This window comes from Cupriavidus sp. CuC1, from assembly GCF_044627735.1.
In the GTDB taxonomy this organism is placed as follows: Bacteria; Pseudomonadota; Gammaproteobacteria; order Burkholderiales; family Burkholderiaceae; genus Cupriavidus; species Cupriavidus ulmosensis.
This window is the reverse complement of the sequence record NZ_JBIUHC010000139.1, coordinates 1-26,656: the sequence shown is the minus strand read 5'-3', so window position 1 is coordinate 26,656 and position 26,656 is coordinate 1. Positions and strand designations below refer to the sequence as shown.

The 26,656-nt window shown below is 62.1% G+C and carries 26 protein-coding genes and 5 pseudogenes; 15 read left to right on the top strand and 16 right to left on the bottom strand.

Annotated features, from left to right (window positions below; translation table 11 throughout):
• Positions 1-49: 49 nt before the first annotated feature.
• Positions 50-430 carry a hypothetical protein gene (locus tag ACGLHR_RS39525; RefSeq protein ID WP_400100992.1) on the bottom strand — a complete coding sequence of 127 codons (381 nt, stop codon included), beginning with the start codon at positions 428-430 and terminating at the stop codon, positions 50-52.
• Positions 431-995: 565 nt separating this feature from the next.
• On the opposite strand from ACGLHR_RS39525, the gene ACGLHR_RS39520 reads away from it, so the two are divergent.
• Positions 996-1,685: an ISL3 family transposase gene (locus ACGLHR_RS39520; protein ID WP_400100997.1), complete on the top strand. Its 690-nt coding sequence runs from the start codon at positions 996-998 to the stop codon at positions 1,683-1,685.
• A 308-nt stretch (positions 1,686-1,993) separates the two neighbouring features.
• On the opposite strand, the gene ACGLHR_RS39515 is transcribed toward ACGLHR_RS39520, so the two are convergent.
• From ACGLHR_RS39515 to ACGLHR_RS39495, 5 genes are all read right to left on the bottom strand, one after another.
• Positions 1,994-3,556, bottom strand: coding sequence for a DHA2 family efflux MFS transporter permease subunit (locus ACGLHR_RS39515; protein WP_400100990.1), 1,563 nt, complete (start codon positions 3,554-3,556; stop codon positions 1,994-1,996).
• A 122-nt stretch (positions 3,557-3,678) separates the two neighbouring features.
• A complete protein-coding gene (locus ACGLHR_RS39510) occupies positions 3,679-4,977 on the bottom strand; it encodes an HlyD family efflux transporter periplasmic adaptor subunit (protein WP_400100988.1) in 1,299 nt (432 codons plus the stop codon).
• 33 nt (positions 4,978-5,010) lie between these two features.
• Positions 5,011-6,483 carry an efflux transporter outer membrane subunit gene (locus tag ACGLHR_RS39505; protein ID WP_400100986.1) on the bottom strand — a complete coding sequence of 491 codons (1,473 nt, stop codon included), beginning with the start codon at positions 6,481-6,483 and terminating at the stop codon, positions 5,011-5,013.
• Between the two features lie 37 nt (positions 6,484-6,520).
• Entirely contained in the window at positions 6,521-6,958 is a 438-nt protein-coding gene (locus ACGLHR_RS39500; protein ID WP_400100995.1) for a MarR family winged helix-turn-helix transcriptional regulator, read from the bottom strand.
• Positions 6,959-7,379: 421 nt separating this feature from the next.
• Complete coding sequence (locus ACGLHR_RS39495; RefSeq protein WP_400100985.1) at positions 7,380-7,817, bottom strand: MarR family winged helix-turn-helix transcriptional regulator; 438 nt, start codon at positions 7,815-7,817, stop codon at positions 7,380-7,382.
• A 287-nt stretch (positions 7,818-8,104) separates the two neighbouring features.
• Here ACGLHR_RS39495 and ACGLHR_RS39490 point away from each other — a divergent pair, with 287 nt between their 5' ends.
• Positions 8,105-8,431 (top strand): hypothetical protein, encoded by a 327-nt coding sequence (locus tag ACGLHR_RS39490; protein ID WP_400100983.1) that lies wholly within the window; start codon positions 8,105-8,107, stop codon positions 8,429-8,431.
• A 196-nt stretch (positions 8,432-8,627) separates the two neighbouring features.
• Positions 8,628-8,840: a transposase gene (locus ACGLHR_RS39485; RefSeq protein ID WP_400100981.1), complete on the top strand. Its 213-nt coding sequence runs from the start codon at positions 8,628-8,630 to the stop codon at positions 8,838-8,840.
• A 231-nt stretch (positions 8,841-9,071) separates the two neighbouring features.
• Here the strand turns inward: ACGLHR_RS39485 and ACGLHR_RS39480 are convergent, their stop codons facing one another.
• The 4 genes and pseudogenes from ACGLHR_RS39480 to ACGLHR_RS39465 all read right to left on the bottom strand — a co-directional run bounded on the left by ACGLHR_RS39480 (position 9,072) and on the right by ACGLHR_RS39465 (position 12,477).
• Entirely contained in the window at positions 9,072-9,794 is a 723-nt protein-coding gene (locus ACGLHR_RS39480; RefSeq protein ID WP_400100979.1) for a substrate-binding domain-containing protein, read from the bottom strand.
• A gap of 14 nt (positions 9,795-9,808) precedes the next feature.
• Positions 9,809-10,118 (bottom strand): annotated as a pseudogene (locus ACGLHR_RS39475) (4-carboxy-4-hydroxy-2-oxoadipate aldolase/oxaloacetate decarboxylase); the annotation flags it as partial.
• A gap of 83 nt (positions 10,119-10,201) precedes the next feature.
• Positions 10,202-11,503, bottom strand: a complete 1,302-nt coding sequence (locus ACGLHR_RS39470; RefSeq protein ID WP_400100977.1) for a dicarboxylate/amino acid:cation symporter — start codon at positions 11,501-11,503, stop codon at positions 10,202-10,204.
• 98 nt (positions 11,504-11,601) lie between these two features.
• Entirely contained in the window at positions 11,602-12,477 is an 876-nt protein-coding gene (locus ACGLHR_RS39465; RefSeq protein ID WP_400100994.1) for an amidohydrolase family protein, read from the bottom strand.
• 128 nt (positions 12,478-12,605) lie between these two features.
• Here ACGLHR_RS39465 and ACGLHR_RS39460 point away from each other — a divergent pair, with 128 nt between their 5' ends.
• On the top strand, positions 12,606-13,544 hold the full coding sequence (locus ACGLHR_RS39460) for a LysR substrate-binding domain-containing protein (RefSeq protein WP_400100975.1): 939 nt from the start codon (positions 12,606-12,608) through the stop codon (positions 13,542-13,544).
• Positions 13,545-13,661: 117 nt separating this feature from the next.
• On the opposite strand, the gene ACGLHR_RS39455 is transcribed toward ACGLHR_RS39460, so the two are convergent.
• Positions 13,662-14,579 (bottom strand): LysR substrate-binding domain-containing protein, encoded by a 918-nt coding sequence (locus tag ACGLHR_RS39455; RefSeq protein WP_400100973.1) that lies wholly within the window; start codon positions 14,577-14,579, stop codon positions 13,662-13,664.
• Between the two features lie 321 nt (positions 14,580-14,900).
• Here ACGLHR_RS39455 and ACGLHR_RS39450 point away from each other — a divergent pair, with 321 nt between their 5' ends.
• From ACGLHR_RS39450 to ACGLHR_RS39420, 7 genes are all read left to right on the top strand, one after another.
• Complete coding sequence (locus tag ACGLHR_RS39450; protein ID WP_400100971.1) at positions 14,901-15,929, top strand: amidohydrolase family protein; 1,029 nt, start codon at positions 14,901-14,903, stop codon at positions 15,927-15,929.
• A 44-nt stretch (positions 15,930-15,973) separates the two neighbouring features.
• Complete coding sequence (gene ligK / locus ACGLHR_RS39445; protein ID WP_400100969.1) at positions 15,974-16,657, top strand: 4-carboxy-4-hydroxy-2-oxoadipate aldolase/oxaloacetate decarboxylase; 684 nt, start codon at positions 15,974-15,976, stop codon at positions 16,655-16,657.
• A gap of 4 nt (positions 16,658-16,661) precedes the next feature.
• Positions 16,662-17,018 carry an NAD(P)-binding domain-containing protein gene (locus ACGLHR_RS39440; protein WP_400100967.1) on the top strand — a complete coding sequence of 119 codons (357 nt, stop codon included), beginning with the start codon at positions 16,662-16,664 and terminating at the stop codon, positions 17,016-17,018.
• Between the two features lie 35 nt (positions 17,019-17,053).
• Positions 17,054-17,569 (top strand): DUF1932 domain-containing protein, encoded by a 516-nt coding sequence (locus ACGLHR_RS39435; RefSeq protein ID WP_400100965.1) that lies wholly within the window; start codon positions 17,054-17,056, stop codon positions 17,567-17,569.
• A 50-nt stretch (positions 17,570-17,619) separates the two neighbouring features.
• On the top strand, positions 17,620-18,513 hold the full coding sequence (locus ACGLHR_RS39430) for an amidohydrolase family protein (RefSeq protein ID WP_400100964.1): 894 nt from the start codon (positions 17,620-17,622) through the stop codon (positions 18,511-18,513).
• Positions 18,514-18,683: 170 nt separating this feature from the next.
• Complete coding sequence (locus ACGLHR_RS39425; protein ID WP_400100962.1) at positions 18,684-19,736, top strand: Bug family tripartite tricarboxylate transporter substrate binding protein; 1,053 nt, start codon at positions 18,684-18,686, stop codon at positions 19,734-19,736.
• A 411-nt stretch (positions 19,737-20,147) separates the two neighbouring features.
• Positions 20,148-21,182, top strand: a complete 1,035-nt coding sequence (locus ACGLHR_RS39420) for a porin (protein ID WP_400100960.1) — start codon at positions 20,148-20,150, stop codon at positions 21,180-21,182.
• Positions 21,183-21,467: 285 nt separating this feature from the next.
• Here ACGLHR_RS39420 and ACGLHR_RS39415 read toward each other — a convergent pair whose 3' ends face one another.
• Positions 21,468-21,734, bottom strand: coding sequence for a hypothetical protein (locus ACGLHR_RS39415; RefSeq protein ID WP_400100958.1), 267 nt, complete (start codon positions 21,732-21,734; stop codon positions 21,468-21,470).
• Positions 21,735-21,860: 126 nt separating this feature from the next.
• On the opposite strand from ACGLHR_RS39415, the gene ACGLHR_RS39410 reads away from it, so the two are divergent.
• Complete coding sequence (locus ACGLHR_RS39410; protein WP_400100956.1) at positions 21,861-22,493, top strand: hypothetical protein; 633 nt, start codon at positions 21,861-21,863, stop codon at positions 22,491-22,493.
• Positions 22,494-22,627: 134 nt separating this feature from the next.
• Positions 22,628-22,960, top strand: a complete 333-nt coding sequence (locus tag ACGLHR_RS39405; protein WP_400100954.1) for a hypothetical protein — start codon at positions 22,628-22,630, stop codon at positions 22,958-22,960.
• Positions 22,961-23,138: 178 nt separating this feature from the next.
• On the opposite strand, the pseudogene ACGLHR_RS39400 reads toward ACGLHR_RS39405, so the two are convergent.
• Both ACGLHR_RS39400 and ACGLHR_RS39395 read right to left on the bottom strand, forming a co-directional pair.
• Positions 23,139-23,249: pseudogene (locus ACGLHR_RS39400) on the bottom strand (IS5/IS1182 family transposase); the annotation flags it as partial.
• Between the two features lie 85 nt (positions 23,250-23,334).
• Positions 23,335-23,709, bottom strand: coding sequence for a PHA-granule associated protein 4 (locus ACGLHR_RS39395; protein WP_400100952.1), 375 nt, complete (start codon positions 23,707-23,709; stop codon positions 23,335-23,337).
• Between the two features lie 223 nt (positions 23,710-23,932).
• Between ACGLHR_RS39395 and ACGLHR_RS39390 the strand changes: the two are divergent.
• Positions 23,933-24,430 (top strand): annotated as a pseudogene (locus ACGLHR_RS39390) (IS21 family transposase); the annotation flags it as partial.
• Positions 24,413-24,988 (top strand): annotated as a pseudogene (locus ACGLHR_RS39385) (ABC transporter permease); the annotation flags it as partial. The pseudogenes ACGLHR_RS39390 and ACGLHR_RS39385, both read left to right, overlap by 18 nt.
• A 999-nt stretch (positions 24,989-25,987) precedes the next feature.
• Here ACGLHR_RS39385 and ACGLHR_RS39380 read toward each other — a convergent pair.
• Together ACGLHR_RS39380 and ACGLHR_RS39375 are read right to left on the bottom strand one after the other, a co-directional pair.
• A pseudogene (locus ACGLHR_RS39380) lies at positions 25,988-26,068 on the bottom strand (recombinase XerD); the annotation flags it as partial.
• Between the two features lie 319 nt (positions 26,069-26,387).
• A partial coding sequence (locus ACGLHR_RS39375) for a DUF2141 domain-containing protein (protein WP_400100950.1) occupies positions 26,388-26,656 on the bottom strand: 269 nt, incomplete at its 5' end.

Below are 26,656 nucleotides of genomic sequence, written 5' to 3'. Positions count from 1 at the left end.
AGTACCACGCCACTGACTCCATTTTCGGTTCGAGGACACGGAGGGTGCCCTAATTTTCGTCACCTTGAAAGGGGTGGATTTCAACGCGCCGTGCCGGTGGACGCAAATAAGGGATGGCTAGTTGCTTGCACTCGATCGCCTTCGTATGTGCAGCGCGCAATTGCGCGGGATCCTGAACAAAAAGAAACTTGGCGAAGTGATAGTAGACTCCCGCCCGAGACAGGTGCTCACCGGCGCTCGTGAAATAGCCCTCTGATAGGGCGTGGCGTCCCACCGACTCGTGGACCGCGGCTCGCGCAGACCATGCGCGGCACCAATCATCCCAATGGTTGATGCCAGCGGTGACTTCTTGAAAATCGGCAAGCAGCACGCCATTGCTGATAAAGCGTGGCGCCCAATGCGAGATAGCGGATTCGACTCGTTTGTCCACAGATACTCCTTCTCAGACGGTACAGGAACCCTCACACGGCGGCGAGGAGTACGTGTGATTCTAGGAAATGCGTGCACTGCTGCATAAGAATTCCTTCTTCGAATCCTATCGCTGCAGGTTATGACGCGCGCCAACACAGAGTGAATTCGCGGTTCATGGGCGCGTCGACCTAGCCAGAGTGAGTGGTCGGATCAAACGCCGGCGATGTGTCGAGTGGCGCCTCTGAGCGGAGGCCATCCGTGGCCATGGAATGGGTCGGCTGGGGCGACAGCATTATGCTGAAATCCAGCACACAGCTGCGAACCCAGTGGTGGCGGTGGATTGAGACGTAGGTGATTGAGGATTCGATTAAATGCTTGGCGTCGAAATCGCTCATTGAAACCGTGAAGTGTAGTAAAAATACTCCCTCCGGTCCTTACCAGGAGACGTTGTGAATCAATAGGTTAGCGATTCCTGCATTAGTCTCCGTACCAAGATTACTACCATTTTGAGAGTAGTAATCTTGGCACTATCCGGCGGCGCGAAGTAAAGTTGCGTCGTCTCCAGCGGCGCGCGAGGGGAGACCATCACTGTCGAAGCCTGCAGTACGGTTCGCGCGGCACCTTGTCCTGCCTGCCGTCGTTGGAGAAACCGACTCCACGGCAGCTATGTGCGCAGGCTGGAAGAACGTCCGATGCTTGAGCAGCGGGTCGTTCTCGCCGTGGAGGTGCATCGCTTCAAGTGTGCGAATGCCGGCTGCCCCCGTCGTACGTTTGCCGAGAACATCCACGCCTTGGCCGGTCGGCATCAACGCCGAACGCGATCACAGGCTCGGGCGTTGCACGCGCTGGGCCACGCCCTCGGTGGTGAAGCGGCAGCCCGGCTTGCTAACGCCTTGGGCTTGCGCACCAGTGCCGACACCGTGCTGCGGGAGTTGCGAAGAGCTCCTGGGCGCAAGCGCAAACCACGACCGCGGGTCGTCGGCATCGATGATTGGGCGATTGCGCGCGGTCACCAGTACGGAACGATCATCGTCGACCTGGAGCGACGTGAGCCGATCGAAGTGTTCGCCGGTAGGGAAACAACTGCGGTGGCCGCGTGGATGCGTGCGCACCCATCGATCGAGATCGTCGCCAGGGACCGGGCCGGGGCCTACTCCGAGGCGGTCGACATCGCGCTGCCGGCAGCCAAGCAAGTCTCCGATCGCTGGCATCTGCTGTGCAACCTGCGCGACAACGTCGAAAGGCCGCTATACCGACTCGGGCCGCAACTCTAATCCTGCGCAAGCCGACCCGGTTCGAATGGGCCGCAGGGCGTTGGCCTTGCCGCGCTAGCGCCGGATGCCGCCCACATGTCCCAGTCCCATACCGATGACGTACAACGAGCATGCCAGCGTCATCAGCAGCAGGGCGCCCACCATGGAAGCAGTCATCGTTTGGGTTGCCATCACCGACAGAAAGGAGGCGCTACGCCAGCTAGCGGTGGCAAGATGGTAAGAGGCACGGCCGATTCGCCTGCCGGCGGCAATGAGGGAAGTGCGTCGCATCATCGATGGCTCCGGATGATCTGTGGATGGTCCTGGCTTCAGTGCGCGGCCGCGGCGGCCTCCGATACTTGGCCCTTGATCGGCTTGGTGAGCCAGATCAGCGGCACGATTGCAATGAAGATCACGCCCGAGATCCAGAAGATGTCGTTCAGGCCCAGCATGATGGCTTGCGTGTTCAGGCTGCGCTCGAAGTAGGCGACAGCCTGGCCCGGCGTAAAGCCCAGCGTCGATTGGATCGACTGGAGGGCGGCACCGTACAGCGGGTTGTTCGGGCTGGCCTGCTCGGCCAGTTGGGCGTGGTGCAGCACGGCGCGGTTGTTCCAGCCGGTGGTGGCCAGCGACGTACCCACCGCGCCGCAGAACACGCGGGCGAAGTTGGACAGGCCTGCGGCGGCGGGGATCTTCTCGGGCGGCAGGCCCGAGAGGATGATCGTGGTCAGCGGCACGAAGAGGAGCGCGGTCGGAATGCCTTGCAGCAAGGTGGGCAGCACCAGGGTGAAGGTATCCACGCCGGTGGTGTAGTGGGAGCGCATGAAGAAGACAGCGGCGAAGCCGACGAAGGAAAGCGTGGCAAGCACGCGCAACTCCGCCTTGTGCAAGAGCTTGCCCAGCACCGGCGCGAGCAGCACGGCGAAGATGCCCAGCGGCGCGGTCACCAGGCCGGCGTTGACGGCGGGGTAGGCCAGGAACTGTTGCATCCATTGCGGCAGCACGACCAAGTTGGCAAAGAAGACCGCATAGGCAACCGAGATGGCGACGGTGCCGGCCAGGAAGTTGCGACCCTTGAACAGGCGAAGGTCGATGATCGGGTTCGGCTCGGTCAGTTCCCAGATGACGAAGAAGAGGAAGCTGAGCATCGCCACGATCGCCAGGATGATGATGACCGGAGAGCTGAACCAGTCCAGGTCCTTGCCCTTGTCGAGCATGATCTGCAACGAGGCGACCCAGGTGATCAGCGAGGCCAGGCCCACCAGGTCGATCGGCAGCTTGCGGGCCGGCGTCTCGCGGTCCTTGTAGATGGCCCACGTAACGGCCGCGGCAAACAGGCCAACCGGCACGTTGATGTAGAAGATCCAGGACCACGAGTAGCTGTCCGTCATCCAGCCGCCCAGTGCGGGGCCGGCGATCGGGCCTACGGTGGCGGTCATGGCCCACAGGGCGAGTGCCATGGCGCTCTTTTCCTTGGGATACGAGCCCAGCAGGATGGATTGCGACAATGGGATAAGCGGTCCTGCGACCGCGCCCTGCAGGATGCGGGCAGCAAGCAGCACGGTCAGGTTGGGGGCAATGCCGCACAGCCAGGACGACAGCACAAACAGCAGGATGGCGGCGACGAACAGACGGATCTGACCCACACGTTGGGTCAGCCAGCCCGTCAACGGAATCGCGACCGCATTGGCGGCGGCGAACAAAGTGATCACCCAGGTGCCTTCGTCGATCGACACACCGAGGTTGCCGGAAATGGTCGGAATCGCGACGTTGGCGATCGACGAGTCCAGCACGTTCATGAATGTGGCCAGGGCCACGGCTAAGCTTCCCAGCACGAGCTTGCCGCCGGTGAGCGGCGCGGGTGCGGTCTGGATCTGGGCTGGGGATTGCATGGGGGCCTTCCGAAAGAGATTCGCTTTGGGGGCCGCCGCGCGGTCTGCGACGGCGGCCCGGTTATTAATCTGACGTATCAGATAAATGGGCGAGAGAGAGCTTGTGTGTGCCCGTGCGGTGCTCAGGCCCCGGCCGCTTGCGTAACTGGTTCAGCACGCGGCTGGTGCTTTGCCACTCGCGCCGCGCGCTGCACCGGTTGCTTCGCCACTTCCGTGCCGGACTTGCCGCTACTGTTCTGCGCGATGATCCGTGTGATCTCGCGGTCGGCCTCTTCGCCATAGCGCTGGAACACATCGGTGCGATAGGTCGTGCGGTACGGCGTTGCGCCGCTGGTGGCGAGCTGCGAACCGGCGGCCGTGTGCGTTTCCACGTCGACCTGCATCGACAGGCCGATCTGCAGCGGGTGCGCGCGCAGTTCCTCCGGATCGAGCAGGATACGCACGGGCAGGCGCTGCACAACCTTGATCCAGTTGCCGGTGGCGTTCTGCGCGGGCAGGGCCGAGAACGCGCTGCCGGTGCCGGCCGAGAAGCCGACGACCTTGCCGTGATAGGTCACGCCGCCGCCGTACAGGTCGGCATGCAGCTCGACTGGCTGGCCCACGCGGATGTGCTTGAGCTGAACTTCCTTGAAATTGGCGTCCACCCACACGCCATCGAGCGGCACGATCGCCATCAGCGGCGTGCCCGGGGCCACGCGCTGGCCCACCTGCACCGAGCGCCGCGCCACGTATCCCGTGACGGGGGCCGGTAGCGTGTTGCGAGCATTGGCCAGATACGCATCGCGCACCTTGGCCGCGGAGGCGAGCACGCTGGGATGGTCGGCAACGGAAGCCTGGTCGGTCAAGGCATGGTTCGAGGCCAGTTGCTGGCGAGCGCTTTCGAGCGCGGCTTCGGCGGTCTTGACCGCATCGCGAGCGTGCGCCACGTCTTCGGCAGCCACCGCGCCGGCTTCCCCCACCTCGGTACGGCGACGCAGGTCGTCCCTGGCGCGGGCGAGGTCTGCCTGGCGTTGCTGCATCGTGGCGTCGAGCACGTTGTTGTTGACGTAAAGCGCGCTGACTTGCCGTACGGTCTGGCCCAGCGCGGCTTCGGCGCTGGCGAGCGCAACCCTGGCATCGGCGGCGTCGAGGGACACCACCGGCTCGCCGGCCTTCACGATCTGCGTGTCGTCGGCATTGACCGCGACCACCGTGCCAGTGACTTGCGGCGTGAGCTGGACCAGGTTGCCGTTGACGTAGGCGTCATCGGTCTCCTCGTGAAAGCGCGCGACGGTGTAGTAGTAGGCGCCGTAGCCGGCCGCGGCGAGCGCGCTGGTCAGGGCGAGCAGGGCAAGCAGGCGCTTGCGGGTATTCTGATTGGGCGATTGGGCTTCGACGGTAGCTTGATCGGCAGCTTGATCGGACTTGGTGGTTTCGTTCATGTTGTCACCTGTTCGTGTTCGTTGAAAGCGGGGTTAGCGGGGCAGGGCCGCCTGTTTGGTCGAGTCGGAGGTATCGGCATAGCCACCGCCCAGTGCTGCAGCGAGAGCAATCTGCCGGTCGCGGCGATTCATGCGCAGGTTAGCCACCACCTGGCTGCTGGCGAGCGCATTGGTCTGCGCGTTCAACACGGTGAGCTGGGTGGTCAGGCCTGCCTTGTACTGCGCCAGGGCCAGGGTCAGCGCGCGCCGCGCAGCGGTGTCGGTGCGGATCGCGCTGTCGATCTGCGTGTCAATGGCGCGGATGTCGGAGAGTTGGGTCGCGACGTCGGTCAGGGCGTTCACCAGCGTCTCGTTGTAGTTGGCGACGGCAAAGTCGAATTCGGCGTAGCGGCCCTTGAGCTGGGCGCGCAGCGCGCCGCCATCGAAGATCGGCAGGTGGATCGCAGAACCGGCCGATGCCGTGCGACTGGCGGCGTGCAGCAAGCGGCCCCAGCCAAAGGCGTCGAGGCCCATTGCGAGGGAGAGGTTGATGTCCGGATAGAACTCCGCCTTGGCCACCTTGATGTCGTGCAGGGTGGCGTCGACGCGCCAGCGTGCGGCGACGATGTCGGGGCGTCGCGAGACCAGGTCGGCCGGCAGGTTGTCGGGCAGGCGGACTTCGTCGCCGGTGGCGAGGGTGGGGCGGCTGATCGCCAGGCCGCGGTCCGGGCCCTGGCCGAGCAGCGCGCCCAGTTGGTAACGCGTGCGCTGGATATTGCCGTCGAGCGAGGAGAGTGCGACTTCGCTGGCGGCCAGGTTGGCTTCCGCGGTGCGCTTCTCGACCTCGGTCTCCAGCCCCATGGTCACGCGCCCGTTGGTCACGCGCAGTACTTCCCGGCGCTGCTTCAATTCGTCCTGCGCAATGTCGTGCAGTGCGTAGAGGCGGGCCAGTTCGTTGTAGGCCCGGGCAATCGCGCTGCTTAGCGTCAGCTTCACCTGTTCCGCCTCGGCCTCGCTGGCGCGCACCGCGGATACCGTGGACTTCAGGGCCTCGCGGTTCTTGCCCCACAGATCAAGTTCATAAGAGGCGGTGATGATCGCCTTGTTTTCCGATTGCCAGGACCCGGCGAACGAGGGCGGCAGGAGCGTGCTTTCCGAGAAGCGTTGACGCGTCCACGAATAGCCGGCACCCACCTGCGGCAGCGTATTGGCATTGGCGCCTTCGCTGAGCGCCGTTGCGGAGGCTACCCGAGCCCGCGCCTTTTCCAGCGAGGGGCTGCCTTGCAGCGCTTCGCCGATCAGCGCCTTGAGCTGGGTGTCGCCGAACTGGTCGGCCCAGTCGGCCGAAGGCCAGTGGCCTTGCTCGGCAGGGATGCTTTGCGTGGTGGCATAGGAAGTGGCTTCGGCGATGTGCTTGTCGCTGTGGATGCCGGCGTAGTTGGCGCAGCCGGCCAGGACTGTCGCCATCAGCACCGAGAGCGCGGGGCCCGTGAAGCGGCGTGCCGAGGAGTTAATCTGATTATTCATTGTCTGATTTGTCAGTTAAATGAGCAAAAAAAAGAGATCAAACGTTCGCAAACTTGGCAAGGAGCCGGCGGAATTCATCGAATTCTTCCTGGCTGAACGCTTTCAGGCGGGCATTGAGCACCTTTGGCGCCACCTCCGGAATGTGTCCCGCTACGGCTATGCCCTTCTCCGTCAGCGTCAGGTTGACCATCCGACGATCGTCTGTGCTACGGCTGCGCGCCAGCAGACCCTTGCTTTCCAGCTTGTCCAGCATGCGGGTCATCAGGCCGCTGTCAATGCCGAGCAGCTTGCTCATCTCGAACGGGGTATCGGCAACGCCACGCGTCAGCAGCAGCAAAATCCCCATTTGCTGGGCGTTGATATTCAGGTCTTTCAGTGCCGCATCCATTTCGACCAGGAGGCCGTCGCGGGCACGATTGAGAAAGAACCCGACGCTCTGCGTGAGGTGGTAGTTTTCCTTCGAGTAGTGATCCACGGTGGGGCCTTCTTTGCTTTGCTGATGTAACAGTAATTGATAAGTCAGATAAATGCAAGGAAAATCCAGCGCTTGCCCCGCTGCGCGGCTAGCATATCCGGTCAAGTCACTGATTTTTAACGGTTTTAGATTTTATAGCCAGAGGCTGACTACACAGCGAGCAGACGCGGCGCGGGCTCTACAGCTGAAGAGCTAGACACCTGGAATGGCTTGGTTTTCCGGCGAACGCCTCAGCGTGGATGACCGCAGATGGCAGTGCGGTGAACGTGGTGTGAGCGGGACGTGGAGAAGTGACTTTGGCGCGTGCTCTGGCTATTCCATACGATCGGCGGTCCGACCACGCTGAGCATCATGGTGATAGTGAACCACGCCGGCGGGCACGCAGCCGTCGCGTCCGGTAATAGCCGGACACGCGGCGCAGTCAGGCGTCCGCAAATTTGGCAAGCAGGCGGAGAAACTCGGCGAATTCTTCCTGGCTGAACGTCTTCAGGCGAGCATTGAGCACCTTCGGGGCAATTTCCGGAATGCGCTCGGCAACCGCCTTTCCCTTCGGCGTCAGCGTCAGGTTGACCACACGACGATCGTCGCTGCTCCGGCTGCGTGCTAGCAGGCCCTTGTTCTCCAGTTTGTCCAGCGTGCGGGTCATCAGGCCGGTGTCAATGCCGAGGAGCTTGCTTAGCTCGAACGGGGTCGCTGCAACGCCATGGGTCAGTGACAGCAGGATGCCCATTTGCTGGGCGGTGATATCCACCTCCTTCAGCGCCGCATCCATTTCCATCAGCAGCGAGTTGCGGGCGCGGTTGAGGAAAAAACCAATGCTTCGGGTGAGTTGGAAGTTTTCCTTCGAGTAATGATCCAAGAGGGGGCTCCTTACTTTAATGAGATAACAGTATCTGCTATATCAGATAAGTGCAAGAGAAATTTCGGGCCTTGCCCGTGGTTCGGCTTGAGTGAACTCAACCCCACTGATTTTTGACGGCTTTCGGGCAGATGCCAAGAATCTGGCTGCGCCAACCCGCGCAGCAAGTCGAGGCCGGTGGCGTGACCCTGGGCCGGCAGGGGTTGCGGAGCCGCACCTCACTGCGGTCATGGCAGCGCCTGAGCGATCAGTGACGCGCCACGCGGCTGGCGCTGTACGAGCGGGTGATGGCGCTACGCGCCCAGGGCGGCACGATGAAAGGAATCGGGCGCGAGCTCTCAATCGACCATCGAACCGTGCGCAAGTTCATCACCGCGGGGGCCTTCCCCGAGCGCGCGCCCAAAGCGCGGGGTCCGACGCCTCTGGATCCCTATCGCAGCTATATCGAGGAACGAATCGCCCAGGGCTGTCGCTGTCCGAGAGAGATCTGGCAAGAACTCAAGCAGCGAGGCTATACGGGCAGTCGCGCCGCCGTGCAGTATTGCGTGGTCCGCCTCCTCTTTCCGCAGGGCAAGGCACCACTTGTCCAGGCACCCGTGCGCACGATGCCGTGACCGTCGGCCCGGCGCGTGTTCGGATGGCTTGTCGGATGGAGGAAGCTCGCCGTCGAGGAGCCCAGGAGCGCGGACCACGAGCGCGTCGTGCAGGCGCTGTGCAAGATCGAACCCGTGGTGGGCGAGGTTCGCAGCCTCGCGCGGGAGTTTCTCGGGCTCATGCACCCGGCGAAGTCCGCGGCAGTTCGATCGATGGTTGAAGCGTCTGTCGCGCTGCGACGCTGCGGAAATGCGTAGGTTCGCGCAAAGCCTGCGCGCGGACTTACCGGCTGTGCGTGCGGCCTTCAGGCTGCCATGGAGCAATGGCCAGACCGACGGTCACGTCAACCGGCTCAAGTTCCTCAAGCGCCAGATGTATGGCCGCGCGAACATCGAGCTTCTGCGGCTGCGGGTATTGAAGTCAAACTGAACGACCAGCCTGCCTTGTCTTGCTGGACGCTAGTCCGATCGCCATCGCAGGCGGGTGAACTCGTGCGGCCGGCACGAGGCTGGCGGGCTCGCCCACGTTCGTCAACAAGAAGAATGGTGGTGGGCGGTGGAGACGACGGCCGTTCCACGCTACAGCATCCTCCACGCCAATGCGCCCTCGTCACACAAAGTGCGGAAGACACAACTTTCCTTTGTTCTACGTGTACCGCCGCTATTTGCTATCACCCTCTGCTGGTTCCATACCATGACGCAGCTTGACGGAGTCAGCCTGGGGCGAGGCCAGGAAGGAAATCAGTTGCTCCGCGGCTTCATGCTGCTCAGACGCCGTGCATACGGCGGCCGAGAAGACGGTGATGACCTGAATCTCGGGCGGCAGAGAGCCGATGACATCGATGCCAGGCAAGTGCATTAACTCGCTCAATTGCTGGAAACCTAGTTCGACTTTCCCGCGGGCGACGAGCGCGCCCACTGGAACGCCGGGCGGTGCCTGCACGATGCGAGGCGCTATGGTTTCAGCGATGCCCCAGCGCTCGAACAAGCGGCTCAGGTGCGAACCGCTGGGACCCGTCGAATAGCCGATGCTGCGCGCGGCCAGTATGGCGTCGCGAACTGCCGCTTCGGTACCGATCTCCGGTCGAGGCGCCCCGGCTGCCACCGCGATCGCCACGCTCGAACGGGCCAGGTCGACCTGGCCGGCCGGGTCGATCTGGCCGGCTGCGGCGAGCTGATCGATCGCGTCGGCCGCAAGCACGACGATATCGAATGGCTCCCCGTCCTGAACACGCCGGGCAGCGGCCACGCCTCCGACCGATTCGATGACCACTCGTCGTCCCGACAGGCGCTCGTATTCTTTGACCAGCTCGGCCAGCACTAGGCGCGTGGTCATCGAAGAGATGCCCGTGATCTGCTTACTCATGGATTGACCGATGGCCATTTTCTCTGTCCTTTTCAATCGATATAGCGCCGCTGTCCGGCTTGTTGCGGCGGTTCGCACATGTTGTATATATCCAGGCCGAGCACGCCGGCGGCCAGCTTCGCGCGCTTCTCGCCTTGGTTGGCTTCCCGCGCGGTCGCCTTTGCGAGAACCTTCTGCGCCGATGCCGCTGGCACCACGACCACACCATCGTCGTCCGCGACGATCACGTCGCCCGGATTCACCAGCGCCCCAGCGCATACCACCGGTATGTTCACGGAACCGAGAGTCGCCTTGACCGTCCCTCTGGACGAGCGCCTTGCTCCATACCGGGAAGTTCATCTCCGCCGATCCATCACCTTTTTGTTCTGATTGTCATGTGCCGTGGCAGCCCGCGCGGACGGCGGCCTCTGGTGCGAGGCCGGGCTTTAGCGGACTGTGCGCTTCTTCATGGCGGCGTCGAGCTTGTCCCGGTGGAGTTCTCGTTCCCAGGCGGAGACCACGAGCGTGGCGACGCCATTGCCGATCGTGTTGACGACGGCGAGCCCGGTGCCCATGAAGCGGTGAATGCCGAGAATCAGCACCATGCCGGACACAGGGATGACGGGGAACACGAGCAGAGTCGAGGTGAGCATGATGAACGCAGCACCGGCCACGCCACTCGCGCCCTTCGAGGTGAGCATCGCGACCACGATCAGGGTCATTTCCTGCGTGAAGGTCAGCTGGATAGTGAAGGCCTGCGCGATGAACAGGACCGCCATCGTCAGATAGATGTTGGTGCCATCCAGATTGAACGAATAGCCCGCGGGCACGACGAGCCCGACCACCGGCTTGGAGCAGCCCAAGCGTTCGAGCTTTTCGAGCATCCCGGGCAGCGCCGCTTCGGACGAACTCGTGCCGAGAACAATGAGAATCTCCTCGCGGATATAGCTCATGAAGCGAAAGATGTTGAAGCCCATCACGCGGCCGATCGCGCCGAGGACGACCACAACAAACACAAAGAGCGTCAGGTAGAACGCGCCGATCAGCTTGATGAGTGGCAAGACGGCCCCGACTCCATATGTTCCGATGGTGTAGGCGATCGCACCGAAGGCCCCGATGGCAGCAGTCTTCATGATGATGTGAACGATGCCAAAGAACGTGTTGGCGATGCCGCCGATGAACTCGACCAGCGGCTTGCCCCGCTCGCCGAGCGCGGCAAGCGCCGCGCCGAACAGCACCGAGATGAGCAGAATCTGTAGCACGTTGCCCGTCGCGAACGCATCGACCACGGTGTTCGGGATGATGTGCATGAGGAACTCGACCGTGCTCTGCTCATGGGCTTGGGGCGCGTAGCCGGAAAGCGCGGAAGCGTCGATTTTCGACGGATCGAGGTTGAAACCGGCACCCGGGCGTAGCAGGTGCCCGGCCACAAGCCCGATCACCAGCGAGAGCGTCGAGACGACCTCGAAATATAGGAGTGCTTTCCCGCCGACGCGTCCGACCTTTTTCATGTCGCCCATGCCCGCGATGCCCGCGACCACGGTGCAGAAAATGATTGGGCCGATCACCATCTTGACGAGCTTGATGAACGCATCGCCGAGCGGCTTCATCTGGACGGCAAGCGTCGGCGCGAAGTGGCCGAGCAGCACGCCAATCAGAATTGCGGCCAGCACGTGCACATAGAGCTGGCGGTAAAGGGGGACGCGCAGGCGCGGCGTCGCATCGGGGGATAAAGTGGTGGCGCTCATCGCGGCTGCCTCGCGGCAAACGTAATGCGTGAACGAAAGTTGGATTGAGTCATGCTTTGTCTCCGATAGGTTGTCTTGCGGCCTTTTTTGACCGTCTGTTATTTGCCGGCGCCGAAATCGTAAAGTCGACCAGGGTTCTCGACCAGGATCTTGTGGAGCAGCAAGGGATCGTCGCAAATGCGGAACAGCAGGTCGACCAGTTCACCATCGTTGGGCATGTCCTTGGAGATATTCGGATGCGGCCAGTCCGTGCCCCACAACACACGATCCGGTGCGGCGTGAACGAGTGCCCGCGCGAAGGGAATCGCGTCGTCGAAGGGTCGTTTGCCCGCCGAGACTCGCTCGGAGCCGCAGACCTTCACCCATGCGAGCGGATTGCGCATCAGCTCCAGCAGTTGCCGGAACGGCTCCTGATCCAGACCCGCCTCGGCGCGTACGCGGCCCATGTGATCGATTACGAATGGCACGCGAATCCGCCCGATGAGATCGGCGTATTTGACGATGTCCTGCGCGTCGAGGTGCAGCACGACATGCCAGCCGAGCGCTTCGACCCGCCGCAGCACGCGGTCGAAAACGTCCAGGTCGGGCGCTCCGCCCAGATGCGCGACGAAATTGAAGCGTACGCCGCGCACACCGGCGTCGTTTAGCGCCTTCAGCGCGTCGTCGGTGACGGTGACATCGACGATGGCAACGCCCCGATATCGACCGTTGCTCCGGGTGATCGCGTCGAGCATGGCGGTGTTGTCGGTGCCGTGGCAGCTCGCCTGCACGATCACCCCGCGGGCAAGGCCCAGATGGTCGTGCAGCGCAGCGAGTGCTTCGAACGGCGCGTCGGGCGGCGTGTAGCTGCGATCTTCGGCATAGGGGAAATGCTCGGCGGGGCCGAATACGTGGCAGTGGGCGTCGCACGCGAGCGCGGGGAGCGCATGCAACGGGTTGATTGGGTGCGGATCTGGCGGAAGACAGGATTTCATGGTGTGGCTGGGCTCTATTGAGAATGGCGTGGCCTGACAGCGATTGAGGATCATTGTGGCGATTCGAGTCCACCGATACAATCGACATATCCGACTAGCTGATATACGAAATTTGTATAGGATCCGAAATGGAACTGAAGCAGCTCGAGGCCTTTGTGCACGTAGTGGAGCTGGGGAGCTTCACGCGCGCCGCCACGATCCTCGATACCAATCAGCCGACCTTGAGCCGCCTCGTGCGACAGCTCGAGGTGGAACTAAGGCAGACCCTGCTCGTGCGGAACGGGCGCGGCGTCCTGGCAACCGATGCGGGGCAGGTCATGCTGGGCCATGCGAAGGGGATGCTGCTGCAGGCCGAGCGTGCCCGGCACGATCTTCGGCAATTGAAGGGGACGGTCAGCGGACACTTCAGCATCGGGCTTGCGCCGAGCTTCGCAAAGGTCGCCACGCAGGAGTTGATCCGGCAGTTCAGGCAGCGGTTTCCAGATGCGACGATCTCTGTGGCAGAGGGGCTTTCCACGTATCTGATGGAGTGGCTGATGATGGGCCGCATCGATGCGGCCGTGCTTTACGACACTTCGCTCACCGCACTCGTCGAGAAGCGCGCGGTGTTTGAGGAGGAACTGTTCCTGATCGGCATGGGAGGTAGTACAGGTGGTCAGGCGCCGGAGCAGATCCGCCTAAAGGACATCGGGCGCTATCCACTCGTCATTCCCGGCCGGATGCACGCGCTGCGGCAGATTGTGGAAGCGCGCGCCGCCGAGGAGGGCGTCAAGCTCGCCATCGCGCTCGAGGTGGATGCAGTCGGGGCGATCCTCGACCTCGTGTGCGAGGGCTATGGTTACGCGGTGTTGCCCATCAATGCTCCGGCCACCGATCCGCTCAAGCGCCCGTTCTCCGTTACACGCATAGCGCAACCGACGCTGCACACCCGTCTCGCTATCGCGACGAGCAGCCAGCACACCTTGTCACACCTGGCGATGGAGGCGATCGGCCTGATCGAGACCGCGGTGCTCCCGCTTTACACTACCGACCGGAACCCTGGAGTAATGCAACCGAATGAGATGTGAGAAAGGTCGGCCACCCATCGTATTCTTGTCCACGGCTTGCCAGCTCATTCCGGCCGTAGCGGCTTGAAGCTGCCAGCGATAAACGGAGTGAAGTGAAAAACAGGAAACAGGCTGGGCTCAAGCGGCTACGCGCCCGTGCAGGACTGCTCGGGTGGTTTGCAGGATCATGTCCAGCATGGACTGATGCGAGCGGGTCGAGGGACGATGCGAGCTGACCGCAAGCACCAGGCGCATGCGCAAACCGGGCGAGGAGATGGGCCGAGCCACTAGACGGTCGGCATGCGTCGATTTCAATAGCGCGTTGATCGGCAGCACTGCGCTGCCGGCGCCGTCGGCGACCAAGTCGAGCAACGAAGACACGCTGTCGATTTCCAGGGCGATAGTGGGGACGAGGCCGACATCGGTCAACTGCGTCTCCACTTTCATGCGCATCGCATTGGGCCGACTGGGAATCACCAGTGGCGTTTGCGCCAATTCTGCCAGGGTGACCGGTGCGGTCGCATTGCTGCTACCACCCAACTCGATCAGAAAAAGGTCCTCCTCGCATACTTCAGTGAATTCCACGCCTGAAGCCATGGCGTTGCCGGGGAATTCGTAGAGCAACGCCGCGTCCAGCCTGCCGTTGAGCAGGGACTCTTGCATCGCGGTGGAGAGCCCCTCGCGGACCGAGAGCACGGTGCCTGGCAACGCCGTCCGGAATTGACGGATCAGCGGCACGATCAAGATGCGCGAGAGGCTTGGCGGCACGCCGAGGGCGATGTTGCTGCCTGCGGCACCGCGCAGCCGCGCTAATTCTTCCTTGGTATGGGCGAATTGGCGCAGTAGCCCGCGGCCATGCTCCAGTAGCAGCTTCCCGGCCTCGGTGGTGGTGACCCCGCGTCCGTTGCGGATCAACAGGTTCTGCCGCAACTCGACCTCCAGCAGCCTGACTTGCCGACTAAGGGCAGGTTGAGCCACATTTAGCACGACGGAAGCACGGGTAAAGCTGCTCAATTCGGCAACGTGCACGAAGTATTCGAGTTGTTTGATGTCCATGGCATTGGGTTGCAGCGCAGCAAATCACGCCTTGCGTTATAGCAGAATGATATATCTGCTAGTGGGATTGTGCGCTGTTTCAATCTTGGCCGAGTCTCGATAATCAGTCGCATGCAAATTTCAATCCCCCCCTCCTGATACGCGGAGGTACCTCACGCGGTCCGTTCTCCACGAGACCGACCTGCCTGCGGATACCGCCAGCCGCGATGGCGTGCTGCTCGCGGTGATCGGTTTGCCCGACCGCAGCCAGATCGGCACCGCCCGCGCCTTGATGAAGGGGGAGGCATTGATTCATCAATCAGTATGGAAAGGAGACACAGCGTGATCATCGATTGCCACGGCCACTACACGACTGCCCCTGCGGCACTGGAAACCTGGCGCAAGCGCCAGATCGACAGCCTGGGCAACCTGGCTGTGGGGCCTAAGGCTGGCGAATTGCGGATTAGTGACGACGAGCTGCGCGAGAGTATCGAGCACAACCAACTGCGGCTGATGCGCGAGCGCGGCCTCGACCTGACGATTTTTTCACCGCGCGCCAGCTTCATGGCTCACCATGTCGGCAATTTCGAGATCAGCTCGACCTGGGCCTCGATCTGCAACGAACTGTGCCATCGCGTGGCCGGGCTGTTCCCCCAGCAGTTCATCGGCGCGGCCATGCTGCCGCAATCGCCGGGCGTCGCACCCGAAACCTGCATTCCCGAGCTGGTTCGTTGCGTGGAGGACTACGGCTTTGTTGCCATCAACCTGAATCCGGATCCGTCGGGCGGCCACTGGACCGCGCCCCCGCTCTCCGATCGCTCGTGGTACCCCATTTACGAGAAGATGGTGGAGTACGACATTCCGGCGATGATCCACGTCAGCACCAGTTGCAATGCGTGCTTTCACACCACCGGGGCGCACTACCTGAATGCGGATACGACTGCGTTCATGCAATGCCTGACGTCCGATCTGTTCAAGGACTTCCCGACGCTTCGCTTTGTGATCCCACATGGCGGCGGCGCCGTGCCTTACCACTGGGGCAGGTTCCGTGGCCTGGCCCAGGAGTTGAAGAAGCCGCTGCTCCAGGATCACCTGCTGAACAACATCTTCTTCGACACCTGCGTCTACCACCAACCCGGCATCGACCTGCTCACCAAGGTGATCCCCGTGTACAACACGCTGTTCGCGTCGGAGATGATTGGCGCCGTACGCGGCATCGATCCTGAGACCGGTTTCCACTTCGACGATACCCGCCGCTACATCGACGCCGCGTCGACGCTGACGGAGCAGGACCGCCACCAGATCTACGAAGGCAACGCGCGCCGCGTCTACCCGCGGCTCGACGCGGCCCTGAAGGCCCAGGGCCGCTGACAGGACAGCCCCGGATGACCACAACCCATTCTCAATCATCAGCCATGAATCCACTCGGCATCGTCAAGCGTCATATCGAGCGCCCCTCCGCCGCCGCGGTAGAAGAACTGTCCAAGTTCGGCGTGGCCACCATTCACGAGGCCATGGGCCGTATCGGGCTAATGAAGCCGGAGATGCGTCCGGCCTTTCCCGGCGCACGCCTGTGTGGCACTGCGGTCACCGTGCTGCTGCAGCCCGGCGACAACTGGATGCTGCACGTGGCGGCCGAGCAATTGACGCCCGGCGACGTGGTGGTCGCAGCCTGCACGGCTGAAAGCAGCGATGGTTTCTTCGGCGATCTGCTGGCAACCTCGTTCCGGGCCCGTGGCGGCGCAGGCCTGGTGATCGACGGGGGTGTACGTGATGTCAGGGAGCTCAGAGAAATGGGCTTTCCGGTGTTCTCCCGAGCCATTCATGCGCGCGGCACCGTCAAGGCGACGCTGGGCTCGGTCAACGTGCCGGTGGTCTGCAGCGGGGCCTTGGTCAATCCGGGGGACGTTGTGATCGCCGACGAGGATGGTGTGGTGGTGGTGCCTGCCGCCATCGCCCAGCAAGTAGCGAATGCCGCCGGCGAGCGCGAGAGCAAGGAAGCGGCGAAACGCGCGCGCCTCGCGGCCGGCGAACTTGGCCTGGACATCTACAACATGCGGCCCACGCTCGCCATGGCTGGCCTGCGCTATATCGACTGACATCATGACCTCATCCCCCGATGCTCGCCAGTGGCATATCGGCTTGGCCGGCTATGGAGAGGTTGGTTGCACGCTGGCCGAAGACCTTCGTGCGGCCGGCATGATTGTTTCCGCCTTCGACCGACTGATGCAAGCCCCAAGCGGTGAAGCGTTGCAACGCCACGCCGCCGCCATCGGTGTAAGGCTGGCAAGCAGCCATTCCGATCTGGTCGCTAGCGCGGACTTGGTCATCAGCGCCGTCACCGCCGATCAGACCCTGGCGGTGGCGCACGCCTGCCGGTCGGGGCTGCGTGCCGGGACGTTCTTCCTGGACTTCACTCCGCTTCGCCGGGCACGAAGATCGAGGCTGCCGGGTTGGTGAACGGCGCCGGTGGCCGCTATGTGGAAGGCGCTGTGATGACCTCCATCGGCCCCTACCGGATACGCATGCCTTTGCTGTTGGGCGGACCGTCGGCAGCGCGCTTGCACCCATACCTGGAGACGCTGGGCTTCCAGGCCAAGGTGGGCTCGACCACACTGGGGGTCGTCTCGGCTACCAAGATGTGCCGCAGCGTCCTGATCAAGGGACTGGAGGCCATGGTGATCGAATGCCTCTGTGCAGCACGCGCTCACGGCGTGGAGGACGCGGTGCTGGCTTCGTTGGCTGAAACCTTCCCGGGAATCGATTGGGAGCAACAAGGTAGCTATTTCTTTCACCGAGTGATTCAGCATGGTCGCCGCCGCGCGGAGGAGATGCACGAGGTCGCGCGCACTGTGAGTGAGATCGGCCTGGAGCCAATGTCGGCCAGTAGCACCGCCAAACGGCAGGCATGGGTTGCTGATCTCGCGGCCCGAGGCCTGTTCGGCGGTGGCGACGCGCCGCTCGGTGACTGGCGCATCGAAGCCGACCATATCCTCGGCGCCACCGTCTGACCCGGGCGTGTCTTTTCCATAAGCCCAGACTCATTTTAAGGAAGCGCCTCATGCCAATGGACCCGAACTGGCTGCCATTCCACCCAGCTCCCTCGCGCCCCCAATTCGCGCTGCCAGCGGGCGCCGTTGATGCGCACTGTCACGTGTTTGGACCGGAGCATCTTTTCCCGTTCGCGCCGGAGCGCAAGTACACACCCTGCGACGCCTCCTGCGAGCAACTCTTTGCGTTGCGCGATCACCTTGGCTTCGAACGCAATGTTGTGGTTCAGGCCACGTGCCACGGCCATGACAACAGAGCCCTGCTCGATGCGCTGGCCCGCTCCGAGGGAAAAGCCCGAGGCGTGGTTTCGGTGCCGCGTGAAGTCAGCGACGCCGAATTGCATGCCATGCACGCCGTAGGGGTGCGGGGCGTCCGCTTCAATTTTGTCAGACGCCTGGTTGACTTCACACCGCGCGAGGTGCTGTTCGAGATCGCCAATCGCATTGCGCCGCTTGGCTGGCACGTCGTGGTGTACTTCGAAGCGCAGGATCTGCCCGAACTCTGGCCTTTCTTCACTAAGTTGCCGACCCCGGTGGTGGTAGACCACATGGGACGACCAGACATCCGCAAGCCCGTCGACGGACTCGAGTTCGGGCAATTCCTGCGGCTGATGCAGGAACACGACAATGTCTGGTCGAAGGTTAGCTGTCCGGAGCGCCTGAGCTTGTCGGGGCCACCAGGTTACGAGGACGTAGTCCCCTTTGCCCGCACGCTGGTGGAACGCTTCTCTGATCGCGTACTGTGGGGCACCGACTGGCCACACCCGAATCTGAAAGACCATATGCCCGACGACGGCAAGCTCGTGGACTACGTGCCGAAGATCGCTCCGACTGCCGAGCTGCAGCGCAAGCTGTTGGTGGACAATCCGACCCGGCTGTACTGGGGCGAAGGCAGCGGACTCTAAGCGTCACCGAGTGATGCCGGGCACCGGCTGGAGTCGCACACCGCTCGCCTCCCATGCGAATCGGCAGCACACCGGTTTCACGATGGCGCCACAGAGCGCAAGCACGTTAGCAGCGCGCCTTGAAAGCGCCGCTGTTTACGCGTACGTACCACGAACAGAATGGAGACGACATGTTTAGGAAACCAACCGCCACGCAGCCACTTTCCCCAACCCCAGTCCGGCTCGGCAGGATGGCGGTACCTGGCCTACGCCAGCGCTTGGGTTGGCTGGCTCCCATTCTCGCCGCTTGCGGCTTGCTGGCGAGCACGGCGGCACTGGCGCAAGCGCCATTCCCAAGCAAGCCGCTGCGCATCGTCGTGGGCTTCGGCGCCGGCGGCGTGGCCGACATTGCAGCGCGCATTGTGGCCCAGGGCCTGGGTCAGGAGCTGGGCAAGCCAGTGGTGGTCGAGAACCTGCCCGGTGCCGGCGGCATCAACGCGGCAGTTGCAGTGGCCAAGGCAGAGCCAGACGGACACACACTGCTGCTGGTCAGCAACCAGAACGCGGTCAGTTCTTCGCTCTTCAAGACGCTTCCTTACCGCCCGCTCGAAGACTTTGCCATGATCTCGCCGATTGGCAGCTTCGACCTGGTCATGGTGGTGGACAAGGCCAGCAAGCTCAAGACGGTGGGCGAGGCAATCGCCCAGGCGCGCAAGGATCCGGCAGGTTTCAATATCGGCACGGTGGGGATCGGCAGCACGCAGAACCTCGCAGCGCAACTCTTCGTCGCCATGGCCGGGCTCGATGCCCAGGTGGTGCCGTTCCGATCCAGCGGCGACGTGGTTAGCGCGCTGCGCGGTGGCAATGTGCAGGCCGGATTCGAGACCATGCCGGCAGTGCTGCCGCAGATCCAGTCCGGCGCGCTGCGTCCGCTCGCCGTCACCGGAGGCAAGCGGTCCGCCAGCCTGCCCGGCACGCCCACCATAAGCGAGACTGGTCTCACGAACTACCAGGCCACATCCTGGAACGGCTTGGCCGCGCCTGCGAAGACTCCGGTCGAGGTTGTGACGCGCCTCAACCAGGCGCTTGCCAAGGTGGTGCAGTCGCCCGCATCGGCAAAGAAACTGGCGGACCTGGGACTCGAACCGCGTTCCAGTACCCCGCAGGCGTTCCAAGCATTCGTCGCCGGCGAAATCCGCAAGTGGCATGACGTCATTGAGCGCGCACGCATCGAAAAGCAATAAGCACGCTACCGCTGGGCGGATCGAGGCAGCCACTGCCAGCGACCCGCCTAGTGCCTGATCCAACGTGAATGTCTCTCATGCCGACGCGACGGTTGGCCGGAGACGTCATGTCCAGCGCGCCCACACGCGGCCACAAGAAGACACCTTAACAAAGAGGAGACACCTTGCATGGCGCGATACGCGGGGCGCTGGCAGCCAGGTACATGACTGAGAAGCGCGAGCGAAGTCTGGAAGAAGTCGCTCCGTAGATCCGTGTGCGTCCAACCCAATAACCAAAGGAGAAAAGAACGAAGCTCGACATCTTTCAAACAATGTTCGCATGCAGCCCGGCGGGCCTCAGCCCCTAGCGGCCCGATCGCTATGGCATCAAAAAAGAAGGTCCCGTCAGGGGACGGGTGAGGAGGAGAGACGATGAAAAGCAATGTCACATTGAAGCGAACCGCGGGTGCTGCCTTGCTGGCGGCAATCGGTGGAGCGATGAATGCTGAGGTCCGCGCACAAAGCTCGGTAGAGCTGTACGGGCTGGTCGGTACTTACGTCGCGTCGTCAAAGCGCGCGGACACGCCAACGGCGACCTGGTTGGAGGGAAGTGGGGGGCTTACCACGTCCTATTGGGGTATGCGTGGGACGGAAGACCTCGGTGGGAATCTAAAGGCAGTATTCACGCTGGAAAGCTTCTTTCAACCCGACACCGGTGGGCAAGGCCGCAATGCCACGGACCCGTTCTTTGCCCGCAACGCCTACCTTGGCCTCCAGGGTGGATTTGGGCAAATCACGTTCGGGCGACAAACCAACCCGATGTACGGGGTGATGCAGCGGCTAAATCCGTTTGGTGCATCCGTTGTCTTTTCGCCGTTGGTGACGCAGTCGTTCGTAGCGACCTTCGGTAGCGCAATCGCAGGCGATACGGTCTGGAACAACGCCATCCGATATGAAACTCCCGACTTTGGCGGACTCAGCGGTACGGCCATTTACGGCTTTGGAGAGGTTCCTGGCCACAATGGCACCGCGAATATCGGCCTTCACGCCTTTTACTCCGGTGGAGACCTAACAGCTGGTGTTTCGTTGCAACGTGTACGAAGCGGTATCACCGCCCCCATCATTTCGCAGGATGCCCACCTTGCGGGTTTTGCCTACGATTTCAAATGGGCCAAGCTCTTCGCGACCTTAGAAGGGACGAGCACCAACGGAAATGACGCGTTGACGCGGACTTACCAAGTTGGCTTTTCTGTGCCGGTCACGACGTCGGGTTCGGTGCTAGTGGATTGGGCGAGAACTACCCGCAACCAGCCGCGGACCCCGTACTCCATCAGGAACACCGCGTCGCTTGGCTACGACTACTTCCTCTCGAAGCGTACCGATGTCTACGCCATCTATATGTTCGACAAGCTATCGACCGCATCCACGGGAAATACCTTCGCGCTAGGTCTGCGTAACAAGTTCTGACCTAGGACTCTCAATAGATATGGAATGCCCAATGTCGTCGCTGTTCCGGCGTCAGGCACACCTGGAGCAGCGGGGCTACACATATACAGGGCTCACCCATCGGCCGTTTCGCAAGCGGAAGCTGGATGGCGCACCGAAAAGGGGACATTTGGCAACTGCTTTGCCTTCCAGCAATCGCGGAGGCTTCGTAGAAGCCCCCAACTCTGCAGTTGTGCGAGAAAGGCGTGGGTGGCAGGAAGGTCAACCAACTGTGGGCAACGTCCGACGAAGCCAATGAGTCATTCGTCAGACCAAGCCAAGAGCCCGCAGCTTTGCGTCCGCCGCCGAGTAGGGCCGCTCGCAGATGATCTTGTCCGAGTTCGGGGCAAACTCGAACGTCGCTGCCATGCGCACGCGGAACTTCCGGCCGGTTGGTTCAAAGACTTTGCCGTTCGCCTTCAGCGGGCCGAGGTGCGTACCCGATAGCCAGAATTCAACGAGAACAGTCTCATCGTCCGCGGCGGGGGGCAACAGGCGCTTCAGCGCTCCGCCAATCATGATGCGATCGGGCACCTCAATACTGCCCTGGCGCTGCTCAAGCGCCTGCCCGACACGCGCGAACGGGACCGTCAGGAACTGACACTGCAGCTCACACTCGGTCCAGCCTTGATGGTCACCAGAGGTTACGCCGCGTCAGAAGTGGAATCCACCTACGCCCGTGCGCTGGCGTTGTGCGAACAGGTTGGGGATACTTCACAGCTCTTCCCGGTGCAGTCGGGGCTGCGGACCTACTATAACTTGCGAGCAGAGTACGCAACCGCACACGCGCTGGGCGAGCGGCTACTCCGCCTAGCCGTGGATGCACAGGACCCCGGTTTGCTCGTGGAGGCTCATGGTGCACTCGGGGCGAGCTCGTTCTTTCAGGGCGACCTTGCCACTTCCCGTGCCCACCAAGAGCGGGTGTGTTCCCTCTATGACCCCGAACAGCATCATGCTCATGCCTTTGTTTACGGGCTGGATCCGGGCATACGTGGCCTAAACCACTTGGCTTGGAGTCTGTGGTATCTGGGCTATCCCGATCAGGCCCGCAAGCGAAGCCAGGAGGCACTTGCCCTGGCCCAGAAGAAGTCCCACCCTTTCAGCTTGGCGTTCACCCTGGCTTTTACCGCCCAGTTGCACCAGTTTCGGCGTGAAACGCAATGGGCCCATGAATGCGCCGAGGCCACCATCACACTCTCGAGCGAGCAGGGCCTCCCATTCTTCTTGGCATGGGGAACCATCCTTCAAGGCTGGACGATGGCCGAGCAGGGAGGGAAGGACTCGCCCAAATAGCCCAGGGGCTAGCTGCCTACCGAGCCACGGGGGCCGAGCTGGGACGATCATACTTTCTGGCCCTTCTGGCCGAAGTTTATGGGGACGCTGGGCAGCCTCAAGCAGGGCTGAGCGCGTTGGCCGAGGCATTAGCCATGGTCGACAAAACGGGAGAACGTTGTTATGAAGCGGAGTTGCATCGGCTCAAGGGTGAACTGATGCTGCACCAGCCGAGCGTTCAGACCTATGGGACCGTGGGCGGCGACAAAGCTGAAGCGAGTTTTCACAAGGCAATCGCGGTGGCTCGCCACCAAACCGCGAAGTCGCTGGAGTTGCGAGCGGCGCTGAGTTTGGGCCGCCTGTGGCAACGAGAGGGCAAGACGGCTGCAGCCCGGCAGAAGCTCGCCGAGATTTATGGCTTCTTCACAGAAGGTTTCGACACCGCCGACTTACGACAGGCCAAAGCGCTGCTTGATGAACTGCCGTGATCTCGAGCATCGTCAAAGATAGGTGTTTAAGGAAGGTCTGAAGAACCCCCACTTTTTGTTCGCGGATCCCATCGGGCCATCGCGATAGTCTGGAATCAAGGCATCTGAGGTGAGTTTGCATCGTCTCAGAGGCTCGAGATACTGCTTCCGAGGAGGCAGTCTGCCGCTTCGGGCCGCCTCATGTCGCCATGGACAGGAATGTCTTGCGAGCCAACCAAAGATTGCTCAGTGCAAACAATGTCTTCAACTGGGTCGTGTTCTTCCTTAACCCTTTGTAGTTCCCCTTGGTCCTCGACCATCGCCCGGATTGACTCGCCGGCGCGGCCGATGGGTGGATACGCGCTGGGTAGCCAATGGGATGCCAGGGGAAGTGCTTACTCTGTCCATACCGAATCCACTTCCCGCATCAAGCGCCCGGCGAGAATATAGTCGCCCAGCTTGGACGCCTTTGCCTCGAGGCTCTCCAACTCAGATGCAGGCAGCTCGGACAGATCAAACTGACAATAGAGGTTTCGTTGTCGGAAGGTCGTTTTTCGCCGCGTCAGGCCGGCGACCAATGCCGTCGTCGATTTGACTGCGATGTTTTCTTGCCCGCGATATTCCACGCGGATCCCTGCCTTCTGGCCGAGCCGACCAAGTTCAATCGCGTCCTGCCAGCCAGCCTCATAGTCCAGTTCCACCACGGTCACGCCTTCCGTCCCCAGGAGTCTTAGTGCCTCCCCTTTGGTGCCAGCTCGTGCTGTTGCCATTGACTTCTCCACTCACATTCTTGGCGCATTTGGGCAACACCCTGTGCTTCCGCAGTATTGTAATCGCCGGCGGAGCATCGGGCCCAACTGGGCGGCGACAATCATCTTGGCCGGTAGTGAGGAGTCGAAGGCGGCGTAGCCGCCGAAGACGACGAACTGCCGGCGGCGCCGGGTCGGCGAGGCCTAGGATGGCTGACTGCAGCTAAGAAGAGGCGGTCAGCGCATGTCCGGAACCCGCATCACCGATCAACAGGTTCGCCTCTATATGAAACATCGCAAACACCATCCCCAGAAGCTCGCTGCCGCGAAGGCAGGCATGAACGAGCGCACGGCGCGGCGTGTCGAACACGATGGCGGATTGGCGTCGCAGCAACCCCGGCGCTACTGGCGATCACGACCCGATCCGTTCGCCGATGTCTGGGACAGCGAAGTCGTCCCGTTGCTGCGCAGTGCGCCGAGGCTAAAGGCGATCACCCTGCTGCGCAAATTGCAGGAAGACCATCCGAAGCGGTTCCCCGACAGCATGCGGCGCACGCTTGAGCGGCATATCCGCCAGTGGCGCGCGCTCGAAGGGCCGAACAAGGAAGTATTTTTCCCACAGACGTATCCGCCCGGCGCGCGGGGTCTGTCGGACTTCACTCATATGGACAAGCTGGGCGTGACGATCGGCGGCGTCCTATTCAACCACCTGCTGTATCACTTTGTGCTGGTGAGCCTGCGGCGCGTGTTGTTGGGACTGGCGATGGCACTTGCCGTGGGCGTGCCGCTTGGCTTGCTGGTGGGCGGAGCGGCGCGGGTGGATGCCGCGGTGTCGCCAGCTTTCCAGTTCCTACGCATGATCTCGCCGCTATCCTGGATGCCCCTGGTCGTGATGGTGCTGGGCGTCGGCGACCGCCCGGTGCTGTTCCTGCTCGCCTTCGCCGGAGTCTGGCCCATTCTGCTCAATACCGCCGCCGGAGTACGCAACCTTGACCCCCGTTGGATCACGCTCGCCCGCAGCCTGGCCGCCACGCGCTGGGAGATGCTGATGCGGGTGGTGCTGCCGGGCGTGGTGGGCAGCGTGCTGACCGGGCTGCGGCTGTCGATCGGCATCGTGTGGATCGTGCTGGTGCCGGCTGAGATGCTGGGGGTCAATGCCGGCTTGGGCTACTTCATCCTCGATACGCGCGATCGGCTGGCGTACTCGGAGTTGCTTGCCACCGTGCTGGTGATCGGGCTGCTGGGTTTCCTACTCGATAGCTGCGCACGCTGGCTACAGCGCTGGTGGGCTCCTGCATAGCAGACCTGTGCGGCGCGCGGCGGGGGAGGACAGCGGACGTCTAGGTTGCCCGCCGTCTCGCGGTGGCCGCAACCTCAAAATGCGCTCCGCCGACGCAGGGATGAGACGATGGGGCGAAATAGGAGGCAGGACCATGCGGACCTGCCTACGAGGGGTGAGGCTGCCGGATACTCGTTACGGGTGTCTGCTTCGCACGCTGACGCGCCAGCTTATGGCGTAGTGACCGCGCTGGTACCGATCCGGTTCGGCGACGCGAAGGGAGTTGGCCGGGAGCGGGCCAATTACTTGTGACGCCAAGATGCTTCGCACATTGCCCAGAGGGCAACGGCCACGACCGATAGGAACAGGGTGTCCTTGCTCATAGGGGCGTCGGTGAGACCTACAGTTGTATCTGTGACGTACAGGCCAACTACAAGTAGAGATAAAGTGCCGACGAGCCGGGAGAAAATCTGTGCTAGGAGGTGGCCTATGTCGGCCATTGCATTTGGGTTGGTTTCCATTTTCAAGGGGCGCGAACCATAACGTTTCGGCTTTCCGGCCACGCTACCGAAGGGAGTGGCGGTTGAATGTACCGGCGCAGGCCGCTCGCTTCCTCGATGACTAAATCGACACCATGGCGGGTCGCTATGGTGTTTCCGAGGCTCAGTGCTTCGTCGTGACCTTCCAATTCGAGAATTGCGATGGCTTCGCCCCAAACTTTCGGGACCCAGCCGGCGCGAACGGCACAAATGACCAAGTCTCTTCGCATCTCAGTTCCTCGCGTGGGAGATACTTGAAGCGTAGGAGAGGCAGGTGATAATTGGCATCGGGCACCGTCCTACCTCGTGGACCGCACTCAGCCTGGTCTCTTGCATTTGGCCACAGTCGCGCCCCCATATATGAGACTGTCTGAGCAACGGAGGGCAGTAGGGGCACGCCCTGATGTGGTCGCGCTGTAGATACCACGGAACCCGCGCTGAATCCTGACGAGCGCGCGGATACTGCTCACGTCATTCTGGTTCAGCCAATCCGATGCCGCTCCTGTGTCGCTTCGTGCCGCGCATTCTTTTCGCTGTGCAGGTACGCGCTGGTTGTCGCGATCCACACGGGCGCGTCCGTCTCCGACCGGCCAATTGCGGACGCTGGCTGAAGGCGCTAGGATTTTGCACCGCCTCTCAGGTTTACTACGACGGTACAGTTACTTCACTTGGTATGGGTCGCGGAAGCCAGGTGCGCAAGCCAGCGGTCGCCGTCGCGAGTAAGGCGGTGCAAAACCGGCATTAGGTAGAAATACCTGAATGGGCTCCTGTTGGGGAACGGAAGTCAATGGAAGAAAGAATGTTCCTTAGAATTCACCGTCGGTATGCTGGGCCGCTAGTCGAAGCCCCCATAATGTACCAACGACGTTTTGAAAGCAGGTTCAGTAGTGCAGAGTGATCGTCATATCTAAGTTCTGTCCGTCGTACGAGAAGCTGGCTGCGGAGAACGTAGGTGCACTGAGCCAGCCTTTTGCGTCGTTTGAAAAGCCGTAGCCTTCCATAGGAATGCCCAGAGCGTTGGTATCCAGCTTGCCGTTCATATTCTCATCATGAGCAGCTGCGATCGAATACGTCCCCCAATCCACCCAAGTTAAGCCTCCCTCAGCAAGCCTTATAGGCGGCATGTCGATGAGGCTTATGACGAGGCGGT

Coding starts and splice junctions, on each gene's coding strand:
- ACGLHR_RS39515 (WP_400100990.1), bottom strand. CDS start 3,556: ATGCAATCCCCAGCCCAGATCCAGACCGCACCCGCGCCGCTCACCGGC.
- ACGLHR_RS39510 (WP_400100988.1), bottom strand. CDS start 4,977: ATGAACGAAACCACCAAGTCCGATCAAGCTGCCGATCAAGCTACCGTC.
- ACGLHR_RS39505 (WP_400100986.1), bottom strand. CDS start 6,483: ATGAATAATCAGATTAACTCCTCGGCACGCCGCTTCACGGGCCCCGCG.
- ACGLHR_RS39490 (WP_400100983.1), top strand. CDS start 8,105: ATGGCGCTACGCGCCCAGGGCGGCACGATGAAAGGAATCGGGCGCGAG.
- ACGLHR_RS39480 (WP_400100979.1), bottom strand. CDS start 9,794: ATGGCCATCGGTCAATCCATGAGTAAGCAGATCACGGGCATCTCTTCG.
- ACGLHR_RS39470 (WP_400100977.1), bottom strand. CDS start 11,503: ATGAGCGCCACCACTTTATCCCCCGATGCGACGCCGCGCCTGCGCGTC.
- ACGLHR_RS39465 (WP_400100994.1), bottom strand. CDS start 12,477: ATGAAATCCTGTCTTCCGCCAGATCCGCACCCAATCAACCCGTTGCAT.
- ACGLHR_RS39460 (WP_400100975.1), top strand. CDS start 12,606: ATGGAACTGAAGCAGCTCGAGGCCTTTGTGCACGTAGTGGAGCTGGGG.
- ACGLHR_RS39455 (WP_400100973.1), bottom strand. CDS start 14,579: ATGGACATCAAACAACTCGAATACTTCGTGCACGTTGCCGAATTGAGC.
- ligK (WP_400100969.1), top strand. CDS start 15,974: ATGAATCCACTCGGCATCGTCAAGCGTCATATCGAGCGCCCCTCCGCC.
- ACGLHR_RS39440 (WP_400100967.1), top strand. CDS start 16,662: ATGACCTCATCCCCCGATGCTCGCCAGTGGCATATCGGCTTGGCCGGC.
- ACGLHR_RS39435 (WP_400100965.1), top strand. CDS start 17,054: ATGACCTCCATCGGCCCCTACCGGATACGCATGCCTTTGCTGTTGGGC.
- ACGLHR_RS39430 (WP_400100964.1), top strand. CDS start 17,620: ATGCCAATGGACCCGAACTGGCTGCCATTCCACCCAGCTCCCTCGCGC.
- ACGLHR_RS39425 (WP_400100962.1), top strand. CDS start 18,684: ATGTTTAGGAAACCAACCGCCACGCAGCCACTTTCCCCAACCCCAGTC.
- ACGLHR_RS39420 (WP_400100960.1), top strand. CDS start 20,148: ATGAAAAGCAATGTCACATTGAAGCGAACCGCGGGTGCTGCCTTGCTG.
- ACGLHR_RS39405 (WP_400100954.1), top strand. CDS start 22,628: ATGGTCGACAAAACGGGAGAACGTTGTTATGAAGCGGAGTTGCATCGG.
- ACGLHR_RS39395 (WP_400100952.1), bottom strand. CDS start 23,709: ATGGCAACAGCACGAGCTGGCACCAAAGGGGAGGCACTAAGACTCCTG.